This is a genomic window from Klebsiella sp. OBRC7, from assembly GCF_000293135.1.
GTDB classification, from domain to species: Bacteria; Pseudomonadota; Gammaproteobacteria; order Enterobacterales; family Enterobacteriaceae; genus Klebsiella; species Klebsiella michiganensis.
Map to the genome: position 1 here is coordinate 1 of NZ_ALNJ01000045.1, position 18,735 is coordinate 18,735.

Below are 18,735 nucleotides of genomic sequence, written 5' to 3' on the forward strand. Positions count from 1 at the left end.
CCCGCCGCGCGCACGCGCTTGCGGATCTCCTCGGCGCTCCAGGCCATTTCAGCAGCGTTGACGGCGGTACTCATAGCAGCTCCTCCAGCAGTTCCTGAATCTCCCCGGCGCTGGCCGGGCGAGGATTGGTGCGTAACGTCACGTCAGCCAGCGCGGCCTGCACCATCGCCGGAATACGCGCTGAGTATTCGGATCGTCCCTCTTTCAGCGCAACCGCCAGTGGCGGCAGCGCGCAGCGCTGTTTGAGCCGCTCGATTTGCTGGATCAGCGCATTGATCGCCGTAACGTCGTTGGCCTCTGCCGGACAAAAGCCGCAGGCTTTGGCCAGCCGGGCGTAGCGTTTGGCAGCACGGGGAACAGCGGCGTTAAAGCGGATAACCGTGGTTAACAGCAGCGCGTTGGCCAGCCCGTGCGGCAGATGAAACTGCCCGCCAAGCTGGTGGGCGATGGCGTGGTTAAGCCCCAGCCCCGCCTGGCTGAAGGCCATCCCGGCAAGGGTTGAGGCGTTGTGCATTTTCCCGCGCGTCGCCACGCAGTCGCCTTTTTCCACCGCCGTGGGCAGATACTGGAACACCAGTTTGGCGGCTTTTTCCGCCAGCGCGTCGGTAAAGTCGCTGGCGTGCGGAGAGACCCACGCCTCCAGCGCGTGGGTCAGTACGTCCATGCCGGTGTTGGCCGTAATCTGCGGCGGCACGCTGACCACCAGCTCCGGGTCAAGGATCGCCATATCGGGATAGAGCGCGTTGTTAAACAGCGGATACTTGATGCCTTTATCCGGGTCGCTAATCACGCAGGCGCTGGTCACTTCCGAACCGGTGCCGCTGGTGGTCGGTATCGCCACGCAGGTTTCGATATTGATGCCGCTCTGCTGGCTAAACCAGACGATAGCCTTCGCCGCATCCATCGCCGAGCCGCCGCCGAAGCCGATGACCACCTGCGGCTGCAGGGCCTGCATTTGCGCAATGCCCTGCACCACGGTATGGATAGTGGGGTCCGGGGTTATCTCGCTAAAGACGCTGATGCGGTTATCTGCGGGCAACGCCTGACGCAGGGTTTCCAGCAGCGGCGAGCGCGCAAGAAAGCCATCGCAGATAATCCAGATGTGCTTGTTGGTAAAGCGCCTGAGCACCGCCAGGCTACCCTGACCGCTGTACAACCGCGTTTGTAGTGAGAAAGTCTTCATCGCGACCTCGGTTAGCGAATGGAAAAGCCGTTGGTCAGCACGCAGCGACGGGAGCGGGCAAAGGTGCGCGCCGAGGTTGTCCCTTCACCGGTCGGCGTGGCGATAGTAAAGGTGGTAAAGCCTTCGCCGCCGACGCCGATCCCGGCATAGGAGGGGCCGTTCTTGACGAATATCGAGGTTTGCAGGGTTCGGGCCGCGAGGTTCAGGCGCGACACGTTCTGCGAGTGCATAATGGCGGTATGATGCAGTCCCTCTTCAACCTTCAGCGCCAGGGCCAGCGCGCTATCGAAATCGCTGACTTTCACCACCGGCAGCATCGGCATCAGCTGCTCGCTGGTGACCCACGGATCGTCGGCGTTAACCAGCGCTATCAGCAGACGCGGCGCTTTCGCCGGAACGGCGATCTCGGCCGCTTCCAGCATGGCCGATGGGCTTTTGCCGACCAGTTTTTTATTCGCCAGGCCTTCAGGCAGGCAGGCGGCGCGGAGTTTGTCGGTGTCGGCAGGGCTCAGCAGCAGCGCGCCGAAGGATTGCATTTGCTGCACCAGACGTTCGGCGACGCTCTCCACCACAATCAGGCTCTTCTCGGCAATGCAGGGCAGGTTGTAATCGAACGAGGCGCCGTTGATGATATCTTCCGCCGCTTTGACCAGATCCGCCGTTTCATCGACGATGCAGGGCGGGTTGCCCGCGCCGGCGCCGATCACTTTTTTACCGCTCTTCATGCCCATCGCCACAATGCCGGGGCCGCCGGTGATAGCGAGGACCGCAATGCGCGGATGGGCCATCATCTGCTGGGTGGCTTCAAACGTCGGTTCCGCCACGGTGACCACCAGATTGCGGATGCCGCAGCAGCGGAAGGCAATCTCTTCAATCAGGCTGATGAGTTTCAGAGAGACCTTTTTTGCTCCCGGATGCGGGCTGAAATAGACGCTGTTGCCCGCCGCCAGCATGCTGATGCTGTTGTTGATGATGGTCTCCGTCGGGTTGGTGCTCGGCGCGACCGACCCGATAACGCCAAACGGCGAATACTCAAACAGCACCATGCCGCCGTCGCCGGTCAGCGCGGTGGTGGTGAGGTCTTCCACGCCCGGCGTGTTGTCCAGCGCGGCCTTGTTTTTCAGGTATTTGTCTTCTTTGTTGCCCATTCCCGTTTCATTGGCGCTCTCTTCCGCCAGCGCGGCCAGCAGCGGCGTCAGTTCCTGACGTATTGCGCTGATGATGGCGCTGCGGGTTTTTAACGGGCACTGCTGATAACGTAAGAACGCCTGGTGCGCGGCGTCGATGGCCTCGCTGACGGACTGGAAAATCCCTTTGCCCTGCGGCTGGACCGGCGTTTGCGCTGGCGTGGTTAATTGCTCGCTAAGAATGGTGCGAATCAGGGTTTCGAGTTCAGAAGTATTCATTGATGTGTTCCCACGTTAATGGCCGCAATGGCGGTCTGTGCTATGTCCATGTCCTGTTCAACGCTGCCGCCGCTGATGCCAAGACCCCCAATTAATGAGCCGTCGCGCCACAGGGCGTAACCGCCGCCAAAGGTGACCACTTTTCCCTGTAAATGCGTTTCGAGGCCATAAAGCGCGGCGCCCGGCTGAACGGCGTCGTTCAGCTCATGGGTCGCCGTTTTCATCGCCACCGCGGTCCAGGCCTTTTTCGGCGCCAGCTCGCTGCTGACCAGCAGAGCGTCCGGCATCCGCCAGGTCACGGTTTCGGTGCCGTGCGCGTCAACGATGCTGATCACCACCGGCACCTGTAGCTGCTGTGCGCGCTCGACGGCCGCGCCGGTGAGCTGGTGCAGATCGTGGAATGAGAGGGCCACGGGCGTCGTCTCCTTACTGCGGCTCGGCTGGCTGGCGGCCAGATAGCGCCGGCTCACTTCGCGGATGATGTTGTTCTGGTGCGCATCGCTATCTTCCGCGCGCGCCAGGGCGTACAGGCAGTCTGATAAGCGATTGATGTAGCGCATCAGTACCTGGCGCACGGTGACTTCCGCTGCCAGCTCAACCAGCCGGCGTTCGGCCCGGCGAGCCAGCGTGCGGGCAAAATGGAGGCGGCTCGCGGCTTCGCAGCGGCCGGGTAAAATAAAGCTGTGCAGCGGTTCGACGCGGGCCATGGCCCGATCGATAGCGGCTTCCAGAGCGGAAATCTCTTCGCTGCTGATGTAGCGCTGTTTCGGCGATGGCCTTTCGCTGTCGCTGGCCAGTTCTGCGCTAAACCAGAAAATTTGCTGCTGGATAGCTTCGAGCAGGGCGCGGTGGTGTTCATCCGCGGCGGCGCAGGCGCACAGGCTCAGCGCGGCGTTCAGCTCATCCAGCGTGCCGTAGGCTTCAACCCGCGGGTGGGTTTTGCTCACCCGCTGGCCGGTAAAGAGTGAGGTGGTGCCAGCGTCGCCCGTTCGGGTATAAATCGCCATAGTCGCTCCTTAACGTGAAAGCGTATCGACAATGCCGACAACGGCGAGGTCGATGGCCTCGTTTGGCCCGGAAAAAACGTGCCTTGCGCTGGAGCCGCCGCTGAGCAGCACCAGCTCGCCAACCCCCGCGCCGACGGAGTCCACGGCGACTTCATCGCCGGAGGTGGGCGAGGCGGGGAGCTCGCCATCGGCGCTGACCCGCCGGACCAGCAGCAGCTTTTTGCCGACCAGGGAAGGCGATTTTTGCGTGGAGACAACCGCGCCCGTGACTCGTGCCAGATGCATGATTTACTCCTGCTTAATGAGTTCAATATTCCGCGCCTGCGCCGCGTCGCGCGCCAGCGCGGTCACGAGGCATTTGCGGTGGATAACCAGGCGCCCCGGGCCCAGCGGCGCGACGTCGCGATAGCTGAGCACCGAACCTGCGTGCAGAACCAGCGGCAGCCCGCGTTCATCGGCAAAGGTCAGCGGCAGGCGAGCCAGTTTTTTAACCGGGATAACCGGCAGCAGCTGGCTGTGCAGGGTGAGCTGCACGCGGATGCCGAAAGCCAGCGCGTCGTGAATGTTGCCAACGGCGGCATCGTCGGTGTCCGCCTCCGCCAGCTGGTTCAGCAGCGGCAGGTCGACGAGCAGAACGCGCAGCGACGCGTGCTGGCAGAACAGACTCCGGCAGTCGGCATCGCGCAATTGCGCCACGCTCAGCGTCGCCGTGCTATGGGCGCGACGCTGCAGCCGGGAGACGATCGTCTCCACGATGCGCTGCAGAACTTCGCCGTTCATCGCGGGCCTACCAGCCGGGCAAAGACCTGCGGGTTATCGGCGCCGGCGGCGTTGGCTTCATCGGTATCGATGTGCATTTCGAGGCGCATATCCGGCGAAACGCGAACCGCTACGTTGTTGAAGATCAGCCCGCGCGCGTCGCCTTCAATGGCCACCGAAACTCTGTCGCCGTGGGCAACCCGCAGGATCAGCGCATCGAGCGGCGACATATGAATATGCCGCTGCGCGACGATAACCCCTGACGCCAGCTCCACCTCGCCAAAAGGGCTGACCAGGCGGATGCCCGGCGTCCCTTTCAGATCGCCGGACATCCTCAGCGGTGCCGCAACCCCCAGGGTTCGGGCATCGGTACGCGATATTTCCACCTGGCTTACCGAGCGCAGCGGACCGAGCAGGCGCACATTTTTAAGCTGCCCCTTCGGCCCCACCAGGGTGACGGTTTGCTCCGCGGCGTACTGTCCCGGCTGCAGCAGCGCCTTTTTCTCGCTGATGGGATGGCCGGGGAACAGGCGTTCGTAATCCGCCGCCGACAGGTGGATATGACGATTTGAAACCCCCAGCGGGATGGGCCGTAGCCGCATCTCGTCGAGAACTTTACTGACCGTTGATTCCAGAAGCTGTTTATCCATTACGCCTCACCTCGCTTGCCGGGGTGAATGCAAAGCGAGCGCGGCTCGCCCTTCTGGCGCGGACATTGCGGGTCCAGACACAGGTTGCAGCTAACCACGCCGTGTTGCTGGGGAAGCTCTTCTGCTGGCGCTGGCGAAACGACATCAGCCGTCCCTGACGCTTCAGGCTCAGGTTGCATGACGGAGGGCGGGGGAGCCTCCGCGCGCAGGATCCCTTCTCCGGGCCTGGCGATGACTTTGTGGGCCACCAGGCCGTTTCGCTGCTCGGCAAACTGTGCACCGGTGGTGATGGCCGCCTGCACGGAGGCCACATCACCGGTAATTTTAATCACCGTCCAGCCTGAACCATTGGTCTTTTCGAGGGCGACCAGCGTGATAGAAGCGGATTTCGCCATGATATCGGCGCAGCTGATAGCCAGTGCCAGACCACAAACTTCAAGTAATCCCAGTGATTGCTTCACGCGGTGCTCCTTATTCGCCATCAATCAGGCTGATTTCGGTAAAATGGCCTCAACGTCGCTGTGCGGACGCGGGATCACGTGGCAGGATTTCACTTCGCCCACCGCGCTCGCCGCCGCGCTGCCCGCGTCTACCGCCGCTTTGACCGCGCCGACGTCGCCGCGCACCATCACGGTGACGAGGCCCGAGCCAATTTTTTCGTAGCCGACCAGCTGCACGTTGGCAGATTTCACCATCGCATCGGCGGCCTCAATGGCGCCCACTAACCCTTTTGTTTCAACCAGTCCCAGTGCGTTATTCATCCTGCTGTTCTCCTGTTGCTTCACTATTCAGATCCCGGAAAGGGATCCCTTTGACCAGCCGTGCCGCGTTATTACCGGTGTTGCGATGGGCCTGACTGTCCTGATGATGCATCAACGTAAAAAGCGGCGCCGATGCGGGTAAATTCTTGTAGTGCACGACCAGCGTATGGCGGTCGCAGGCGATGCCCACCAGCAGCGGTGAGCTGCGCGCCGCCTGCCAGGCGCTGTCCACGATCTCTCCGGCCGGGTGGTTCTGGAGCCGGAAAGGGATACCTTCCTCTTCGATACCCAGCAGCACTTCGCGCCACAGGCCGTCGCAGCCGTCGATGACGGCGATCGCGATGGCCGGGGCGCTGTGATTACTGTCCATGCGCGAACTCCTTATGCCAGGAGAGAATAAGGCCGGTGGCCACCGCGTTTCTGGGGCCCTCGCTGCCGCGAATATTTCCCCGTCCGGCAACCAGGCGGTAGTGCGCCAGCGCATCGGTGACCAGCTGCGGGACTTCGAAATCCAGCGACGAACCGCCGACCAGCACCACGAACGGAATATCGCGAATGTTGCCGGTGGGGCTGACCTGACGCAGCGCGCGCAGGGCGTTGGTGACAAAGACCCGCTCTTTGGCGATGCGGCGAATGGCGCGCACTTTTTCCAGTGCTAAGTCGCCGGGTAGCGGCACCAGTTCGTCCGCTTTCACCACGCAGACGCGGGCGAATACGGCGGGGGGCAGCGGCGTGGAGAAGAACTGCACGCTGCCGTCCTCGTGGCGTAAATGGAACAGACTTTCCACCTTGGCCAGCGGGTACTTCTTGATCTCTTCCGCCAGATAGCGGTCTTCCAGCCCCAGCTCGCGGGCAATAATCATCGTCACCATGTCGCCCGCGCCCGCGAGGTGGGTGGCGATGATGTCGCCTTTGGGGTTGATGATGGAGGCATCGGTGGAGCCCGCGCCGAGGTCGAGGATCGCCAGCGGTCGGGTAGTGCCCGGCGTGGTCAGCGCCCCCAGGATGGCGGCTTCGGCCTCGGCGCCGCCGATCTGCACGTCGATATTGAGCTTCTGCTCGATTTCGCGGGCGATCATTGCCATCTGCAGGCGATCCGATTTCACCATTGAGGCGATGCCCACGGCCTGCTCCAGCGAGAACTCCCCGGCAAGACCGCCGGTGACGCTCACCGGTACCGAGGTATCAACGGCCAGCAGGTCCTGAATGAATATTTCGCTGCTCGGTTTGTTGGTGAGCTCGGCCATGGTCTGGCGCACGTGTTCCAGCATGCCGCCGATATTGGTGCCGGACTCGCCGGTGACGTTATCGAGCCTGCCGCAGCCGTCGACCGCTTTCATGATGGCTTCGGCGCCGGCGGCAACATCCACGCGCACGGTACGGCCCTGCGCCAGTAGTTCCAGGTTACCGGCGGGGATCGCCCGCGCTTTGACGTCGCCGGATGGCGTTTTGACCACCACGGCGGAACGGTTGCCAATCAGCGCCCGGGCCATCGGGACGATGTTTTTCGTCTCCTCGGGGCTGAGGTTAAAGACGGTGGCGATGCCGTAAGGGTTAGAGAGGGTTTCGATGACCTTCCCCGGCACGGCGACCTCAATCGCCGCCAGCATCCCCAGCGGAATGCGGTCGATGTACAGCACTTCGTCAACGATCGGCAGCGGTTTTTCCAGCCGGTTGCTGACCAGCACGCCATCGTCGCGCTGCAAAATGACGCCGGTAATCTGATACCCGGCGCGGATGGAGGCGTTGATAACCTGAGCGATATCGGCAAAATCAAAAGCTGACGACACCACCAGGATATAGGGCGCGTCCGCCGGGCGGGTTAACAGCTCCTGCGGCGTAATGGTGATGCCCACGCCAAGCCCCGCGCCGCCGGGCGTTTTCGGGTTATGGCCGATCATGGTCGATTCGGTGATGATGGTTTCGGTAATGGTTTCCATCGCCACATCGCCAATCACCGGCGTGGCTTCGTTAATGCGGATGAGCGAAATATCGCTGACATTGATCCCCGCGCGCTTTGCAACGAGAGCGAGGGCCTCCTGAATGCCGAACACGTTACGCAACGTGCCTTTGATCCCGGTGGTTTCCGCCAGTGCGCTGTGCGTAATCGTCAGCGCGCCAGCCTCATCCTGTCGCGCCAGGGCGACTTCCGTCGATGAGTTGCCTATATCAATGCCAGCTATATATCGCATTGTTTACCCCTAAAGTTAATCGTCGCCTTTAAGTTTCTTACGCTCGACGTACAGCGTGGCCGCTTCGCGAACGAAAGCGGCGCAAATCTTCGCCTGATAGCGGCTTTCGAGATCGTCGGCGATCGCCAGCAGCTCCTCTTTCGTCGAGCGATAGGGGCGGAGGGCGTTGTAGATTTCAAGAATGCGATCGTCCGGTACCGCGGTCAGCTCGGCGGCGCGCTCGAAGTTCATCGCCAGCCGGTCGCGGCCCGCGTCTTTGGCAATAGAGGCCTGTAAGCGCAGGGTTTCCGGGGTAATACGCATATCCTGGGCGGTGACTTTATTGCTCAGCACGTTTTCCAGCGTAAAGTCGTCCAGCGTTTTATTGGTGGCGGTTTTCACCCATTCAGGGTGCTTGTTCGCCAGCGGGTAGTCGCTGACCCTGGCGCTACGGGACGCGCCGCCAGCCGCCGGAGCCGCCGCAGGCGCCTCGCCCTGCAGGCTGTTCATGCGGCTCAATACGTCGCGTACCATCGATTCAATTGCGTCGGTATTCATGGAGTTATCCTTTATCAAAGCGCCACGCGCAGTTCCTGCGGGTTTTTGCCCGTCACCACGTACTTGGTCTCTTTAATGTGCAAAATGGCCGATTTCGCCTGGTACTTCGGCCGCGCCATCTGGTCATTCAGCGTCGGGACCGGCTGCGGCGATTCGCGTTTCGCATAGCGGGCGGCGTTTTTGCCGATCTGGCGATAGGTTTCCAGGGTCAGCAGCGGCGCCTGCGGGAACAGCTCCAGGTTAGAGAGTGGCGGCAGCCCCTGCTGGTGGATCACCGTGGTACCTTTTGACTGGATGCCGATAGAGATGCCGGAACCGCTCAGGCGATTACCCTCAACGGCGACGAAGGCCACATCGGAGGATTTAAAGCAGCGAATTACGCGCGCCTTAATGCCTTCTTCTTCAATACCGGCAATGACTTCGCGCAAAATGCTCTTATGCGGGATGCCGACGATATTGACGGTCTGCGCCAGACCGAAAGCCGGGCCGACGGCGATAATCACTTCGTCCTGCTGGGTTCCCTGACGCGCTTCGCCCACTTCCGTCAGGAAGCCGTCGCCGGCGGGCGGCGTGGCCTGGGGCGCAGCGGAGGCCGCCGGCGCATTAAACGAGACCGGTTTATCGCTGCCCTTCATTTCGCTGAGCACGTCTTCAATTATCTGGCGCAGCAATTTTTCATTAATTTCCATTTCTCACCCCTTAATCAATCTCGTTGGGATCAAGAGCGCCAGGGATGTTTTTAATCTCTTCCCAGCGTTCGCCCTGCAGGCGATAGCCCGTTGCCGGACCGGCATAGTCGTTGACGTCGTTGACGGCCGACAGTACCTGCCCGTCGCCGACGATAATCGCGGAGGTATGCAGATAGTCCCCGGTCAGCTTGGCTTTCTGGATGTTGAGCATGTCCTGGGCCACGTCGGTGAATCCGCCCTGCGCCAGCGCTTTCACCACTTCCAGACCGTTGCGGTTTTTATTGATGATTTCCTGGGCGAACTTGATGTCTTCGACGATGTTGCGCTCCGGCATATCTTTCGAACCGTGGGCATAGGTCGCGGCTTCAACTTCTTCATCGGTAATCGGCGGCAGCCCCATTCCGGCAAACACGGCCTGCAGCGCGCGGGCGGCTTTGTTACGGATGGCGATGACGTCCTCTTCGCGAACCGGACGCAAACCGCCGTCCACCTTCAGGTCGCGCTGGATGACGTTGTAGTCGTCAAAGTCCTCGGCATCTTCGTTGGAGCCGGCGAACATGTTGTCGTAGTTCGGCACCGCGGAATAACCGGAAGAGATAAAGTCGGTGCCCGGCAGGAACTGCATCAGCAGGCGCGCGGTACGACGCATATCGGAGTGGGTGAAGGTCTGGTCGTTACTGGAGGCGCACTCCAGATCCAGCGACGAACAGATCAGGTTTTCCGCCAGCACCGCGCGAATGCCGGAAGGCACCGCAGACGGCACGCCGATGCAGCTAACGGAACCGTTTTGCAGACCCTGTACGCCCGCGGCTTTGGTGATGTAGATACAGCGCGCTTCCAGATAAAGCATGGATTTGCCTTCGGCGTAGCCCATCTGCACTTCCGAGCCTGAGCCGGAGGTAAAGCGCATTTTCAGCCCGCGAGAGGCGTAGGACGAGGCGAGGAAGCCCTTCGACCACGGGGTGTCGTCGCCGTCGGTAAAGACCGGCTCGGTGCCATAGACGGAGATGGTTTCGGCGTAGCAGGTGTGGCCCAGCATGCCGAGCTTCAGCTCGGTGGCTTCTTCCAGCGAGCACTGCGTCAGCACGCCCGGACGGCCTACCTGCGAGCCCACCAGCAGCGCGATGGCGTTGAACGGCGCATAGCGCGCTACCGCAACGGTGGTTTCCTGTTCGTCAAATCCGCGCCATGCCCCTTCGGCGGCGTCGGCGGCAATCTGTACCGGGTTATCTTTGACGTTGGTGACGTGTGCCTGCTGGGACGGGGTGCGGCGGGCGCGCATTTTCTGCATCGCCATCATCATCTCGACGACGTTCATATGCGAAACCACTTCGACGATTTTCGCCGGCGTCATCGCGGTGGTCAGCGGAACGATTTCGCTGCGTTTGACGTTTGGATCGCACAGCATGTTGGCCAGCTTGACCGAATCCATCGCCATCACTTCTTCGGCGCGGTTCAGGTTGATACCGTAGCGGGCGATAAAGTGGTCGATCAGGTCAAAATCGCTTACCGGTTTCCCGTCCAGCTCGGTCACCGCGCCGTTAACGATTTTAATCGACGGTTTCGGGTCGTTCGGGCTTTCCATCGCGATAAAGCCTTCTTCGATCCACTCCTTAACGAAGCCGTCCTGATTCACAGGGCGTTTCGCCAGTGCTTCAAATCTTTTCGATCTCATGAATCAGCCTCGTGGGTATCAGATGTAGGACGGGCGATCGTTTTTCGGTTCAGCACCGAGGGTCGCAAGGACGGTTTTGCCGATTTCGCGCGCGGAGGTGACCGCCTGGCGGACCGCGCCGGAGTCGCCGGAAATCACCAGAATGGCTTCGTTACTGAAGCTGGTGCCGTGCGCCGGAGAGCTATAGGCCACGACTTCCACGTTGGCTGACTTCAGGGCGGTATCGGCCATCAGCACGCCCACGGAGGCCGGTGCGCCGACGATGATGCCGCAGGCCCGGCCAATCGGCGCGCCGAAGGCTTTTTCCAGCGCGTAGCTGGCGCGAGCGGTGTACTGCAGCTCGATATGCCCGGCTTCGTTGCCGTAAACATCGCCAAAAGTGCGGTCGAGTTCTTTCAGCGCGACTTCGATACCGCGCTTAACGTCGGAAACGTCGTTACCGCCCAAAATAATCAGCGAACCGTGGCCCGCTCCGCCTTTGGTATCGCGCGGCAGCTCAATGCTGACCACTTCGGTATTGGTGGCTTTCAGCGCTTCGTCCGCCGCCATAATGTGCGGGCCTGCGCCGGTGCGGGCGCCGAGAATGCCGATGGAGCGATAGCGCTTTTCAAGCTTCATCGCATCCAGCAGGGCGGTATCGACGTTGGCGATAACCAGACCCAGGGTGTCGCCAATGGCGGTCCCGACAAATTCCGTTAAACTGCAGCTTTTTTCTGCCATAGCCGTCTCTCGTATTGGATGGTTTTCAGTAGGGATGGCCTGCTGTTCCGGCGTTGCCACGCGGGCAATCACCTGAGCCATGATCTGTTCCACCAGCTCATTGCTGCTCATTGGCTAATTCCCTTCGGTAAGATTTTTTCTACATCGGTGTGGGGGCGTGGGATAACGTGTACGGCTTTCACTTCACCCACATTACGTGCGGCGGCGGCCCCCGCATCGGTGGCCGCTTTTACCGCGCCAACGTCGCCGCGTACGATGACGGTCACCAGTCCGGAGCCAATCTTTTCGTAGCCCACTAACATCACATTGGCTGACTTAACCATTGCATCAGCGGCCTCTATGGCTGCGGTTAAGCCTTTGGTTTCTACCATTCCTAGTGCTTCTTGTTGCATAAAGACCTCGCATAGAGTGTTCCGATAGTTGGGACTATAAGAAGATGCGAGGAAAAAGAATGGCTGACTTGAATTTGATGGTGAAAAAATAGTGGGTATTGAATAATATAAAATTGCTACATGTAAATTTAATATATTGATTTTTATTGTTATTTTTATTTGTTGTTATGTGATTATCTTGTTTTGTATATTCCATATTTACAAATTTGTTCATGACGAATTTAATTTTATCTGCTATGCGAGAAAAACTGATTTGTGATGTTTGTTGGAAAACGATGAGTTGGTTTTAGCAATATTTTTGCATGTCATGGCGATGGCGTAATTGCGAAATCCGCGCGTGAGCAATGCTATTCTGAGTTATTCAATGACAATAATTTGTTATTGATGCCCGAATTTTCCGGGGCCGCCGTCAGCAGGTTGCCAACAATTTGCGGAGCGGAGTTCATATAGTGGGCCCGTTGTACTCTACTGCCAGCAGGAGGTTGGCTGGTCAGGACACGAACTCTGCTAAGAAGGTGTCACCATGAATGATTCGTTAAAAGCGCAATGTACCGCCGAGTTTCTGGGCACCGGGCTGTTTTTGTTTTTCGGCATCGGCTGCCTGAGCGCGTTAAAGGTGGCGGGAGCCAGCCTCGGACTGTGGGAGATATGTATTATCTGGGGTCTGGGGATCTCGCTTGCCGTCTATCTGACGTCGGGAATATCCGGCGGCCATCTCAACCCGGCGGTGACCGTTGCGTTATGGCTATTTGCCTGTTTTCCCGGGCGAAAAGTGTTCCCCTATATTGTCTCCCAGGTCGCGGGCGCCTTCGGCGGCGCGGTGCTGGCCTATGTGCTGTACAGCACGATGTTTACCGAGTTTGAATCCGCCCACCATATCGCTCGCGGCAGCGTTGAGAGCCTGCAGCTGGCGAGTATTTTCAGCACCTACCCGGCGGCGTCGCTGAGCATTTGGCACGCGGCGCTGGTCGAAGTGGTGATCACCTCCATGCTGATGGGGATGATTATGGCGCTGACCGACGACGGCAACGGGGTGCCAAAAGGGCCTCTGGCCCCGCTGCTGATCGGCCTGCTGGTGGCGGTGATTGGCGCGTCAACCGGGCCGCTGACCGGCTTTGCGATGAATCCGGCGCGTGATTTTGGGCCGAAGCTGTTTACGTGGATGGCGGGCTGGGGCGATATCGCGATGACCGGCGGAAGGGATATTCCGTACTTTATTGTGCCGATTATTGCGCCGCTGATCGGCGCCTGCCTCGGCGCGGCCATCTATCGTTATCTGATAGGAAATAACTTACCGTGTAATACCTGTAAATTAGAGGATTAATGCATCCGCTGAAATAGCGAAAAATTTTCATGAACCGGTATCACGAACTGGCCAAAAACGTCTCCCACGGATGGGAGACTTTTGCTATCGTAATATTCTTTTATCGTTGGCGGTAAATGATGATGAAAGGAAGTGAATATTAAAGAAATGTTTTATTTATAACAAAAAATTAACTGAGAGGTTTTATCATGATTTCTGCGAGCACACTAAACTCAGAACTCATTAATAAAATCGCACAGGATTTTGCGCAGGCCACCAGTCTGGCGGTTGTGGTTGTCAATATTCACGGTGATGAAATATCTGAACTATTTAATTTCACCCCTTTCTGCCAGCTGATGCGCCAGCACCCCCAGCACAGCACCCGCTGCCGGATGAGCGACCGCTGCGGCGGACTCGAGGCGTCAAAAACCGATCAGCTCTGTATCTACCGCTGCCACGCCGGATTAACCGATTTTTCCATTCCGCTGGTTATCGCCGGGCACCTTGTGGGCTTCGTGCTATGCGGGCAGGTGCGCTTAAGCAACGATGTAGAACTGGTGGATATCCTCAACGTGGACGACGGCTGGCAGGCGGACCCCGAGCTGCTCAACGCGTTCCGCGACGTGCCGGAGATGGATTACTCCAGAGTGATTGCCTCCGCGGATTTACTGAAGCTGATCGTCGAGAACTGCCTGAAAAAGCAGCTCAACTTTGTGGTAATTAAAGATAATCCCCAGCAGCCGGAACCCGCGCGCGCCGGTCGGGTTGCCAGCCCTCATGACAGCAAAATGAAGAAGGCGCTGCGCTACATTGATGCCCATTTATCCGATGAGCTTCGCCTGGAAGACGTCGCCGCCCACGTTTATCTCAGCCCCTATTACTTCAGTAAGCTATTTAAAAAATATCAGGGTATCGGTTTTAACGCGTGGGTGAACCATCAGCGGATGGTGAGCGCCAAAGAGCTGCTTTGCCACAGCGACTGGAGCATCGCCAGCATTGCGCGGAATTTAGGATTTTCGCAAACCAGCTATTTTTGCAAAGTTTTTCGCCAGGCTTATCAGGTCACTCCGCAGGCCTATCGCCAGCAAATTAACGCCAGATCACAAACTGAGTCATTTTAAATGACAATATTTTGTTATTGCCGATTTTTGATATGCCCTTGTATCTGGCTCATTCTAAAATGAAAATATCTCATTCAGAGCAATAAATTGTCATAGCGCAACAAAATAATAATGAGAGAACGATAAGCTGCACCAGTTTTTATTTATTTGATGGGATAGAGTGATATCCGAAATGGCTTTCAGCGCGCCATCGGCGTAATGAAACGGCCTTGGTAATTAAAAATTAAACACGACGGGAGCCATCCAGCTTCCGTAAGATATTCCGGGAATCATTCGAGTGGGTTTCATCCCGCTCGATAAAACCGACAGGCGCCAGGGAAGGGGGTGTGAATCCCCCGCAGCCCCCGCTGCTGTGATGCTGACGAACCCATATTTAGCCACTGATCTGCTTACCGGATTGGGAAGGATGGGAGAGGACGACGCTAAGCCAGAAGACCTGCCTGTCGGTAATAATCAACAACTTCGGTGGGAAGTGGGTTGCTCAGATGCGTACAGTCGAAAGACTGGGAATGCACGCAGCCCTACCACCCGGCACAGGATCGGGGTATGGCAGCCAGGCAGCACGCATTTATTCTCGCAGGTACCGGCAGCGGTTGTGGTAAAACCACCGTTACGCTTGGTCTGCTCAGCCTGTTGAAGCAGCGCGGTATGCGGGTTCAGCCCTGCAAAGTCGGCCCGGACTACCTCGATACCGGCTGGCACACCGCCGTCAGCGGCGTCGCTTCCCGCAACCTCGACAGCTTTATGCTCCCGGAACCGGTGCTCAATGCGCTGTTTTGCGAACGGATGCAGCAGGCGGATATCGCGGTCATTGAGGGCGTGATGGGGCTGTATGACGGCTTCGGTACCGACCCTGGCTACTGCAGCACCGCCGCGATGGCTAAACAGCTCGGCTGTCCGGTTATTTTGCTGGTAGATGGCAAAGCGGTTTCCACCTCCATCGCCGCCACGGTGATGGGATTTCAGCACTTCGACCCCAGCCTGAATATCGCCGGCGTTATCGTCAATCGCGTCAACAGCGAATCCCATTATCAGCTTCTCAAAGGCGCCATTGAACGCTACTGCGGGCTGCCGGTGCTCGGCTACGTACCGCGAGTGGAAGGGGTGGCGTTACCTGAACGCCATCTGGGGCTGGTCACCGCCCGCGAGTCGCTGGTCAATCAGCAGCCGTGGCGCGATTTTGCCCAAACGCTGGCGCAAACGCTGGATATTGAACGGCTCCTGGCTCTTAGCCAGCTCACCGCCCTACCCGCCGGGGAGTGGCCCCCGCTGCCGTCGCCCGACGCCGGCGCGGGCCTGACGCTGGCGCTGGCCGACGACGAAGCCTTCAACTTTTACTACCCGGATAACCTTACGCTGCTTGAACGCTGCGGGGTGAATATCGTGCGCTTCAGTCCGCTGCGTGATAGCGAGCTTCCGCCGTGCCAGATGATTTGGCTCGGCGGCGGCTATCCGGAAATTCATGCCGCCGGGCTGGCGGCCAATACGTCGATGCTGGCGCAGCTGCGGGAGGCGCACCGGCGCGGGGTGGCGATTTACGCCGAGTGCGGCGGTTTGATGTATCTCGGCAGCACCCTTGAAGACGCCAGCGGCGACATCTATCCGATGGCCAATCTGATTCCCGGCCACAGCAAGATGGGCAAACGGCTTACCCGTTTTGGCTACTGCGAGGCGCGGGCGATGCGGCAAACGCTGCTGGCGGCGCCCGGCGAAATCCTGCGCGGGCATGAGTTTCACTACTCGGATTTTACCCCTGAGATCCCGGCGGTCCTGGCCTGCCGCAAAGTCCGCGACGGTATGACCCTTCAGCAGTGGTCGGGCGGCTGGCAGGTGGGCAACACGTTCGCCAGCTATCTGCACCTGCACTTTGCGCAGCGTCCCATCATGCTCAACCACTGGCTGGCTGCGGCAAGGAGCGCGCTATGACGCTGCTGGCATGGGGCGTTGCCTGGCTCCTCGATTTTATCATCGGCGATCCGCAGAGCTGGCCGCATCCGGTGCGCTGGATTGGCAACCTGATCGCCGCCGTGCAGCGCGGCGTGCGCCGCTATTGCCGCAGCGATGTCGCCCTGCGCGTCGGCGGCGCCGTGATGTGGCTGGTGGTGGTCGGGCTAACGTGGAGCGTCTGCTGGGGCGTGCTGGCGCTGGCGCGGACGATTCATCCGTGGCTTGGCTGGCTGGTTGAGGTATGGATGATTTTCACCGTGCTGGCCGGACGCTGCCTGGCGCAGTCGGCGCGGGACGTCGAGCGCCCGCTGCGCGCGGGGGATCTGGCGGAGAGCCGTATCAAGCTGTCGTGGATCGTCGGGCGCGATACGTCGCAGCTTGCGCCGCAGCAGATTAATCGCGCGGTGGTGGAAACCGTCGCGGAGAACACCGTCGACGGGATTATCGCGCCGCTCTTCTTCCTGCTGCTCGGCGGCGCGCCGCTGGCGATGGCTTATAAAGCGGTCAACACCCTGGATTCGATGGTCGGCTATAAGCACGAAAAATATCGGGCCATCGGCATGGTCAGCGCCCGCCTCGATGATGTCGCCAACTTTATCCCCGCCCGCCTGAGCTGGCTGCTTATTAGCCTCGCTGCTCTCCTCTGCGGTGAAGCGGGCGGCCGCGCGCTGCGCATCGGCTGGCGCGACCGTTACAACCACAGCAGCCCGAACTGCGGCTGGTCGGAGGCCGCCGTCGCCGGAGCGCTCGGCATCCGGCTTGGCGGCCCTAACGATTACTTTGGCCAGCGCGTGGAGAAGCCGTGGATTGGCGAGGCGACGCGCGATATTTCCGTAGACGATATTTCCCGAACGATTCGACTGATGTGGGTGTCTTCGACCCTGGCGCTGGCGCTGTTTATGGCGGTCCGGTACTGGCTGGTCGGCGCTGCCTGAGGACAAATGAATGCACTATATCCAGCAACCGCAGGCGATTGAGGCGAAAAGCTTCGACATTATTGGCGACATTATTGCGCAGACCCGCCCGGACTACCGCTTTGCCAGCCCGCTGCACGAAGCCATTATCAAGCGGGTGATCCACACCACCGCTGATTTTGACTGGCTGGATATCCTGTGGTTTTCGCCCGACGTGCTTCCGCGCTTGAGCGCCGCCCTGAGCCAGCCCTGCACGCTTTATACCGATACCACCATGGCCCTGTCCGGGATCAATAAAACCCTGCTGGCGAAATTCGGCGGCGAGTGCCGCTGCTATATCAGCGATCCGCGGGTGGTGGCGGAGGCCAAAGCGCAGGGGATGACCCGCTCGATGGCGGCGGTTGATATCGCGGTCGCCGAAGAGGGCGAGAAGGTGTTTGTTTTCGGCAATGCGCCCACTGCGCTGTTTCGTCTGCTGGAGCATGACGTCGCGGTCAACGGCGTGATTGGCGTGCCGGTCGGTTTCGTCGGCGCGGCGGAGTCGAAAGAGGCCCTGACGCAAAGCGGCCTGCCGGGCATCGCCGCGCTGGGTCGTAAAGGCGGCAGCAACGTCGCCGCCGCCATCGTCAACGCCATTTTGTACCATTTACAGGGGGCGCGATGAGCGAGCAATCCTTTGACGCCCCGGTATGGCACAACGGCAAGGCGCTGCGCAAAGGCTATACCACCGGATCCTGCGCCACGGCGGCAGCAAAGGTCGCGGCGCTGATGGTGATGCGTCAGCATCTGATTCATCAGGTCTCCATTGTCACCCCTTCCGGCGTCACCCTGTGCCTTAACGTCGAGTCGCCGCACGTTGAAGGGCAGCAGGCGATTGCCGCCATCCGTAAAGACGGCGGCGATGATGTTGACGCCACCCACGGGATGCTGATTTTCGCCCGCGTGACGCTCGACGATTCCGGCGAGATTACCCTGCGCGGCGGCGAAGGCGTCGGCACGGTCACCCGCAAAGGGATCGGCCTGCCCATCGGCAGCCCGGCGATTAACCGCACCCCGCGCCACACCATCGAGTCGGCGGTGCGCGAAGCGATTGGACCGTCGCGGGGGGCGACGGTAGAGATTTTCGCCCCGGAAGGCGAGGCGCGGGCGCAGAAAACCTATAACTCGCGGCTGGGGATTTTGGGCGGCATCTCGATTATCGGCACCACCGGTATCGTGACGCCGATGTCAGAGGAGAGCTGGAAGCGTTCGCTGTCGCTGGAGCTGGAAATTAAGCGCGCGGCGGGGCTGGAGCGGGTGGTGCTGGTGCCGGGCAACCACGGCGAGCGCTTTGTACGCGAGCAGATGGGCATCGATTCCCAAGTGGTGGTCACCATGAGCAACTTCGTCGGCTACATGATTGAAGAGGCCGTGCGCCTCGGGTTCCGCCAGATCGTGCTGATTGGCCATCCCGGCAAGCTGATTAAAGTCGCCGCCGGG

Annotated in this window: 21 protein-coding genes and 1 riboswitch; of the genes, 6 read left to right on the top strand and 15 right to left on the bottom strand. The window is 59.8% G+C overall.

What is annotated here, in order from left to right; genetic code table 11:
* Nucleotides 1–70 precede the first annotated feature (70 nt).
* Genes pduQ through pduA form a run of 15 tightly spaced genes read right to left on the bottom strand, consistent with a single transcriptional unit; the run spans nt 71 to nt 11,971 of the window.
* Nucleotides 71–1,183 carry a 1-propanol dehydrogenase PduQ gene (gene pduQ, locus HMPREF1144_RS10925; protein ID WP_009652786.1) on the bottom strand — a complete coding sequence of 371 codons (1,113 nt, stop codon included), beginning with the start codon at nt 1,181–1,183 and terminating at the stop codon, nt 71–73.
* 11 nt (nt 1,184–1,194) lie between these two features.
* Nucleotides 1,195–2,589, bottom strand: a complete 1,395-nt coding sequence (gene pduP, locus HMPREF1144_RS10930; RefSeq protein WP_009652778.1) for a CoA-acylating propionaldehyde dehydrogenase PduP — start codon at nt 2,587–2,589, stop codon at nt 1,195–1,197.
* Entirely contained in the window at nt 2,586–3,596 is a 1,011-nt protein-coding gene (pduO, locus tag HMPREF1144_RS10935; RefSeq protein ID WP_009652780.1) for a two-domain cob(I)yrinic acid a,c-diamide adenosyltransferase PduO, read from the bottom strand. The genes pduP and pduO overlap by 4 nt, the downstream gene beginning before the upstream one ends.
* A gap of 9 nt (nt 3,597–3,605) precedes the next feature.
* Entirely contained in the window at nt 3,606–3,881 is a 276-nt protein-coding gene (gene pduN, locus HMPREF1144_RS10940; protein ID WP_004133641.1) for a propanediol utilization microcompartment protein PduN, read from the bottom strand.
* 3 nt (nt 3,882–3,884) lie between these two features.
* Entirely contained in the window at nt 3,885–4,376 is a 492-nt protein-coding gene (gene pduM, locus HMPREF1144_RS10945) for a microcompartment protein PduM (RefSeq protein ID WP_009652783.1), read from the bottom strand.
* Entirely contained in the window at nt 4,373–5,005 is a 633-nt protein-coding gene (locus HMPREF1144_RS10950) for a phosphate propanoyltransferase (RefSeq protein ID WP_009652781.1), read from the bottom strand. Before HMPREF1144_RS10950 ends, pduM begins: the two co-directional genes overlap by 4 nt.
* Nucleotides 5,005–5,487: a BMC domain-containing protein gene (locus tag HMPREF1144_RS10955; RefSeq protein WP_085954971.1), complete on the bottom strand. Its 483-nt coding sequence runs from the start codon at nt 5,485–5,487 to the stop codon at nt 5,005–5,007. Before HMPREF1144_RS10955 ends, HMPREF1144_RS10950 begins: the two co-directional genes overlap by 1 nt.
* Nucleotides 5,488–5,490: 3 nt before the next feature.
* Nucleotides 5,491–5,766 (bottom strand): propanediol utilization microcompartment protein PduJ, encoded by a 276-nt coding sequence (pduJ, locus tag HMPREF1144_RS10960; protein WP_004853788.1) that lies wholly within the window; start codon nt 5,764–5,766, stop codon nt 5,491–5,493.
* On the bottom strand, nt 5,759–6,136 hold the full coding sequence (pduH, locus tag HMPREF1144_RS10965; protein ID WP_009652785.1) for a propanediol dehydratase reactivase beta subunit PduH: 378 nt from the start codon (nt 6,134–6,136) through the stop codon (nt 5,759–5,761). The genes pduJ and pduH overlap by 8 nt, the downstream gene beginning before the upstream one ends.
* A complete protein-coding gene (gene pduG, locus HMPREF1144_RS10970) occupies nt 6,126–7,958 on the bottom strand; it encodes a propanediol dehydratase reactivase alpha subunit PduG (RefSeq protein ID WP_009652782.1) in 1,833 nt (610 codons plus the stop codon). The genes pduH and pduG overlap by 11 nt, the downstream gene beginning before the upstream one ends.
* Before the next feature lie 15 nt (nt 7,959–7,973).
* Nucleotides 7,974–8,495, bottom strand: coding sequence for a propanediol dehydratase small subunit PduE (gene pduE / locus HMPREF1144_RS10975; protein ID WP_004133648.1), 522 nt, complete (start codon nt 8,493–8,495; stop codon nt 7,974–7,976).
* 14 nt (nt 8,496–8,509) lie between these two features.
* Nucleotides 8,510–9,184, bottom strand: a complete 675-nt coding sequence (pduD, locus tag HMPREF1144_RS10980; RefSeq protein ID WP_004853784.1) for a propanediol dehydratase medium subunit PduD — start codon at nt 9,182–9,184, stop codon at nt 8,510–8,512.
* A 10-nt stretch (nt 9,185–9,194) separates the two neighbouring features.
* Complete coding sequence (gene pduC, locus HMPREF1144_RS10985; RefSeq protein ID WP_004105132.1) at nt 9,195–10,859, bottom strand: propanediol dehydratase large subunit PduC; 1,665 nt, start codon at nt 10,857–10,859, stop codon at nt 9,195–9,197.
* 18 nt (nt 10,860–10,877) lie between these two features.
* Nucleotides 10,878–11,690: a propanediol utilization microcompartment protein PduB gene (gene pduB, locus HMPREF1144_RS10990; protein ID WP_009652777.1), complete on the bottom strand. Its 813-nt coding sequence runs from the start codon at nt 11,688–11,690 to the stop codon at nt 10,878–10,880.
* Nucleotides 11,687–11,971: a propanediol utilization microcompartment protein PduA gene (gene pduA, locus HMPREF1144_RS10995; RefSeq protein WP_001183618.1), complete on the bottom strand. Its 285-nt coding sequence runs from the start codon at nt 11,969–11,971 to the stop codon at nt 11,687–11,689. Before pduA ends, pduB begins: the two co-directional genes overlap by 4 nt.
* A gap of 523 nt (nt 11,972–12,494) precedes the next feature.
* Between pduA and pduF the strand changes: the two genes are divergently transcribed.
* The 6 genes from pduF to cbiD all read left to right on the top strand — a co-directional run.
* Nucleotides 12,495–13,295, top strand: a complete 801-nt coding sequence (gene pduF, locus HMPREF1144_RS11000; protein ID WP_004105118.1) for a propanediol diffusion facilitator PduF — start codon at nt 12,495–12,497, stop codon at nt 13,293–13,295.
* 188 nt (nt 13,296–13,483) lie between these two features.
* Nucleotides 13,484–14,395: a transcriptional regulator PocR gene (gene pocR, locus HMPREF1144_RS11005; RefSeq protein WP_004853740.1), complete on the top strand. Its 912-nt coding sequence runs from the start codon at nt 13,484–13,486 to the stop codon at nt 14,393–14,395.
* Nucleotides 14,396–14,685: 290 nt separating this feature from the next.
* Nucleotides 14,686–14,854, top strand: a riboswitch (cobalamin riboswitch).
* Between the two features lie 87 nt (nt 14,855–14,941).
* A complete protein-coding gene (locus HMPREF1144_RS11010; RefSeq protein WP_009652776.1) occupies nt 14,942–16,321 on the top strand; it encodes a cobyrinate a,c-diamide synthase in 1,380 nt (459 codons plus the stop codon).
* Nucleotides 16,318–17,277 (top strand): adenosylcobinamide-phosphate synthase CbiB, encoded by a 960-nt coding sequence (gene cbiB, locus HMPREF1144_RS11015; RefSeq protein ID WP_004853737.1) that lies wholly within the window; start codon nt 16,318–16,320, stop codon nt 17,275–17,277. The genes HMPREF1144_RS11010 and cbiB overlap by 4 nt, the downstream gene beginning before the upstream one ends.
* A gap of 10 nt (nt 17,278–17,287) precedes the next feature.
* The gene (locus HMPREF1144_RS11020; RefSeq protein WP_004133657.1) at nt 17,288–17,920 is read left to right on the top strand and encodes a cobalt-precorrin-8 methylmutase; all 633 of its coding nucleotides are present in this window, start codon (nt 17,288–17,290) and stop codon (nt 17,918–17,920) included.
* A partial coding sequence (gene cbiD, locus HMPREF1144_RS11025) for a cobalt-precorrin-5B (C(1))-methyltransferase CbiD (RefSeq protein WP_009652779.1) occupies nt 17,917–18,735 on the top strand: 819 nt, incomplete at its 3' end. The genes HMPREF1144_RS11020 and cbiD, both read left to right, overlap by 4 nt.

What these genes read in the sequence shown, in the direction of transcription:
- cbiB (WP_004853737.1), top strand. Translation starts at nt 16,318, where the DNA reads ATGACGCTGCTGGCATGGGGCGTTGCCTGGCTCCTCGATTTTATCATC.
- pduA (WP_001183618.1), bottom strand. Translation starts at nt 11,971, where the DNA reads ATGCAACAAGAAGCACTAGGAATGGTAGAAACCAAAGGCTTAACCGCA.
- pduO (WP_009652780.1), bottom strand. Translation starts at nt 3,596, where the DNA reads ATGGCGATTTATACCCGAACGGGCGACGCTGGCACCACCTCACTCTTT.
- pduN (WP_004133641.1), bottom strand. Translation starts at nt 3,881, where the DNA reads ATGCATCTGGCACGAGTCACGGGCGCGGTTGTCTCCACGCAAAAATCG.
- pduQ (WP_009652786.1), bottom strand. Translation starts at nt 1,183, where the DNA reads ATGAAGACTTTCTCACTACAAACGCGGTTGTACAGCGGTCAGGGTAGC.
- HMPREF1144_RS10950 (WP_009652781.1), bottom strand. Translation starts at nt 5,005, where the DNA reads ATGGATAAACAGCTTCTGGAATCAACGGTCAGTAAAGTTCTCGACGAG.
- pduG (WP_009652782.1), bottom strand. Translation starts at nt 7,958, where the DNA reads ATGCGATATATAGCTGGCATTGATATAGGCAACTCATCGACGGAAGTC.
- pduD (WP_004853784.1), bottom strand. Translation starts at nt 9,184, where the DNA reads ATGGAAATTAATGAAAAATTGCTGCGCCAGATAATTGAAGACGTGCTC.
- pduF (WP_004105118.1), top strand. Translation starts at nt 12,495, where the DNA reads ATGAATGATTCGTTAAAAGCGCAATGTACCGCCGAGTTTCTGGGCACC.
- HMPREF1144_RS11020 (WP_004133657.1), top strand. Translation starts at nt 17,288, where the DNA reads ATGCACTATATCCAGCAACCGCAGGCGATTGAGGCGAAAAGCTTCGAC.
- HMPREF1144_RS10955 (WP_085954971.1), bottom strand. Translation starts at nt 5,487, where the DNA reads ATGGCGAATAAGGAGCACCGCGTGAAGCAATCACTGGGATTACTTGAA.
- pduM (WP_009652783.1), bottom strand. Translation starts at nt 4,376, where the DNA reads ATGAACGGCGAAGTTCTGCAGCGCATCGTGGAGACGATCGTCTCCCGG.
- pduB (WP_009652777.1), bottom strand. Translation starts at nt 11,690, where the DNA reads ATGAGCAGCAATGAGCTGGTGGAACAGATCATGGCTCAGGTGATTGCC.
- pduP (WP_009652778.1), bottom strand. Translation starts at nt 2,589, where the DNA reads ATGAATACTTCTGAACTCGAAACCCTGATTCGCACCATTCTTAGCGAG.
- pocR (WP_004853740.1), top strand. Translation starts at nt 13,484, where the DNA reads ATGATTTCTGCGAGCACACTAAACTCAGAACTCATTAATAAAATCGCA.
- pduH (WP_009652785.1), bottom strand. Translation starts at nt 6,136, where the DNA reads ATGGACAGTAATCACAGCGCCCCGGCCATCGCGATCGCCGTCATCGAC.
- pduJ (WP_004853788.1), bottom strand. Translation starts at nt 5,766, where the DNA reads ATGAATAACGCACTGGGACTGGTTGAAACAAAAGGGTTAGTGGGCGCC.
- pduC (WP_004105132.1), bottom strand. Translation starts at nt 10,859, where the DNA reads ATGAGATCGAAAAGATTTGAAGCACTGGCGAAACGCCCTGTGAATCAG.
- HMPREF1144_RS11010 (WP_009652776.1), top strand. Translation starts at nt 14,942, where the DNA reads ATGGCAGCCAGGCAGCACGCATTTATTCTCGCAGGTACCGGCAGCGGT.
- pduE (WP_004133648.1), bottom strand. Translation starts at nt 8,495, where the DNA reads ATGAATACCGACGCAATTGAATCGATGGTACGCGACGTATTGAGCCGC.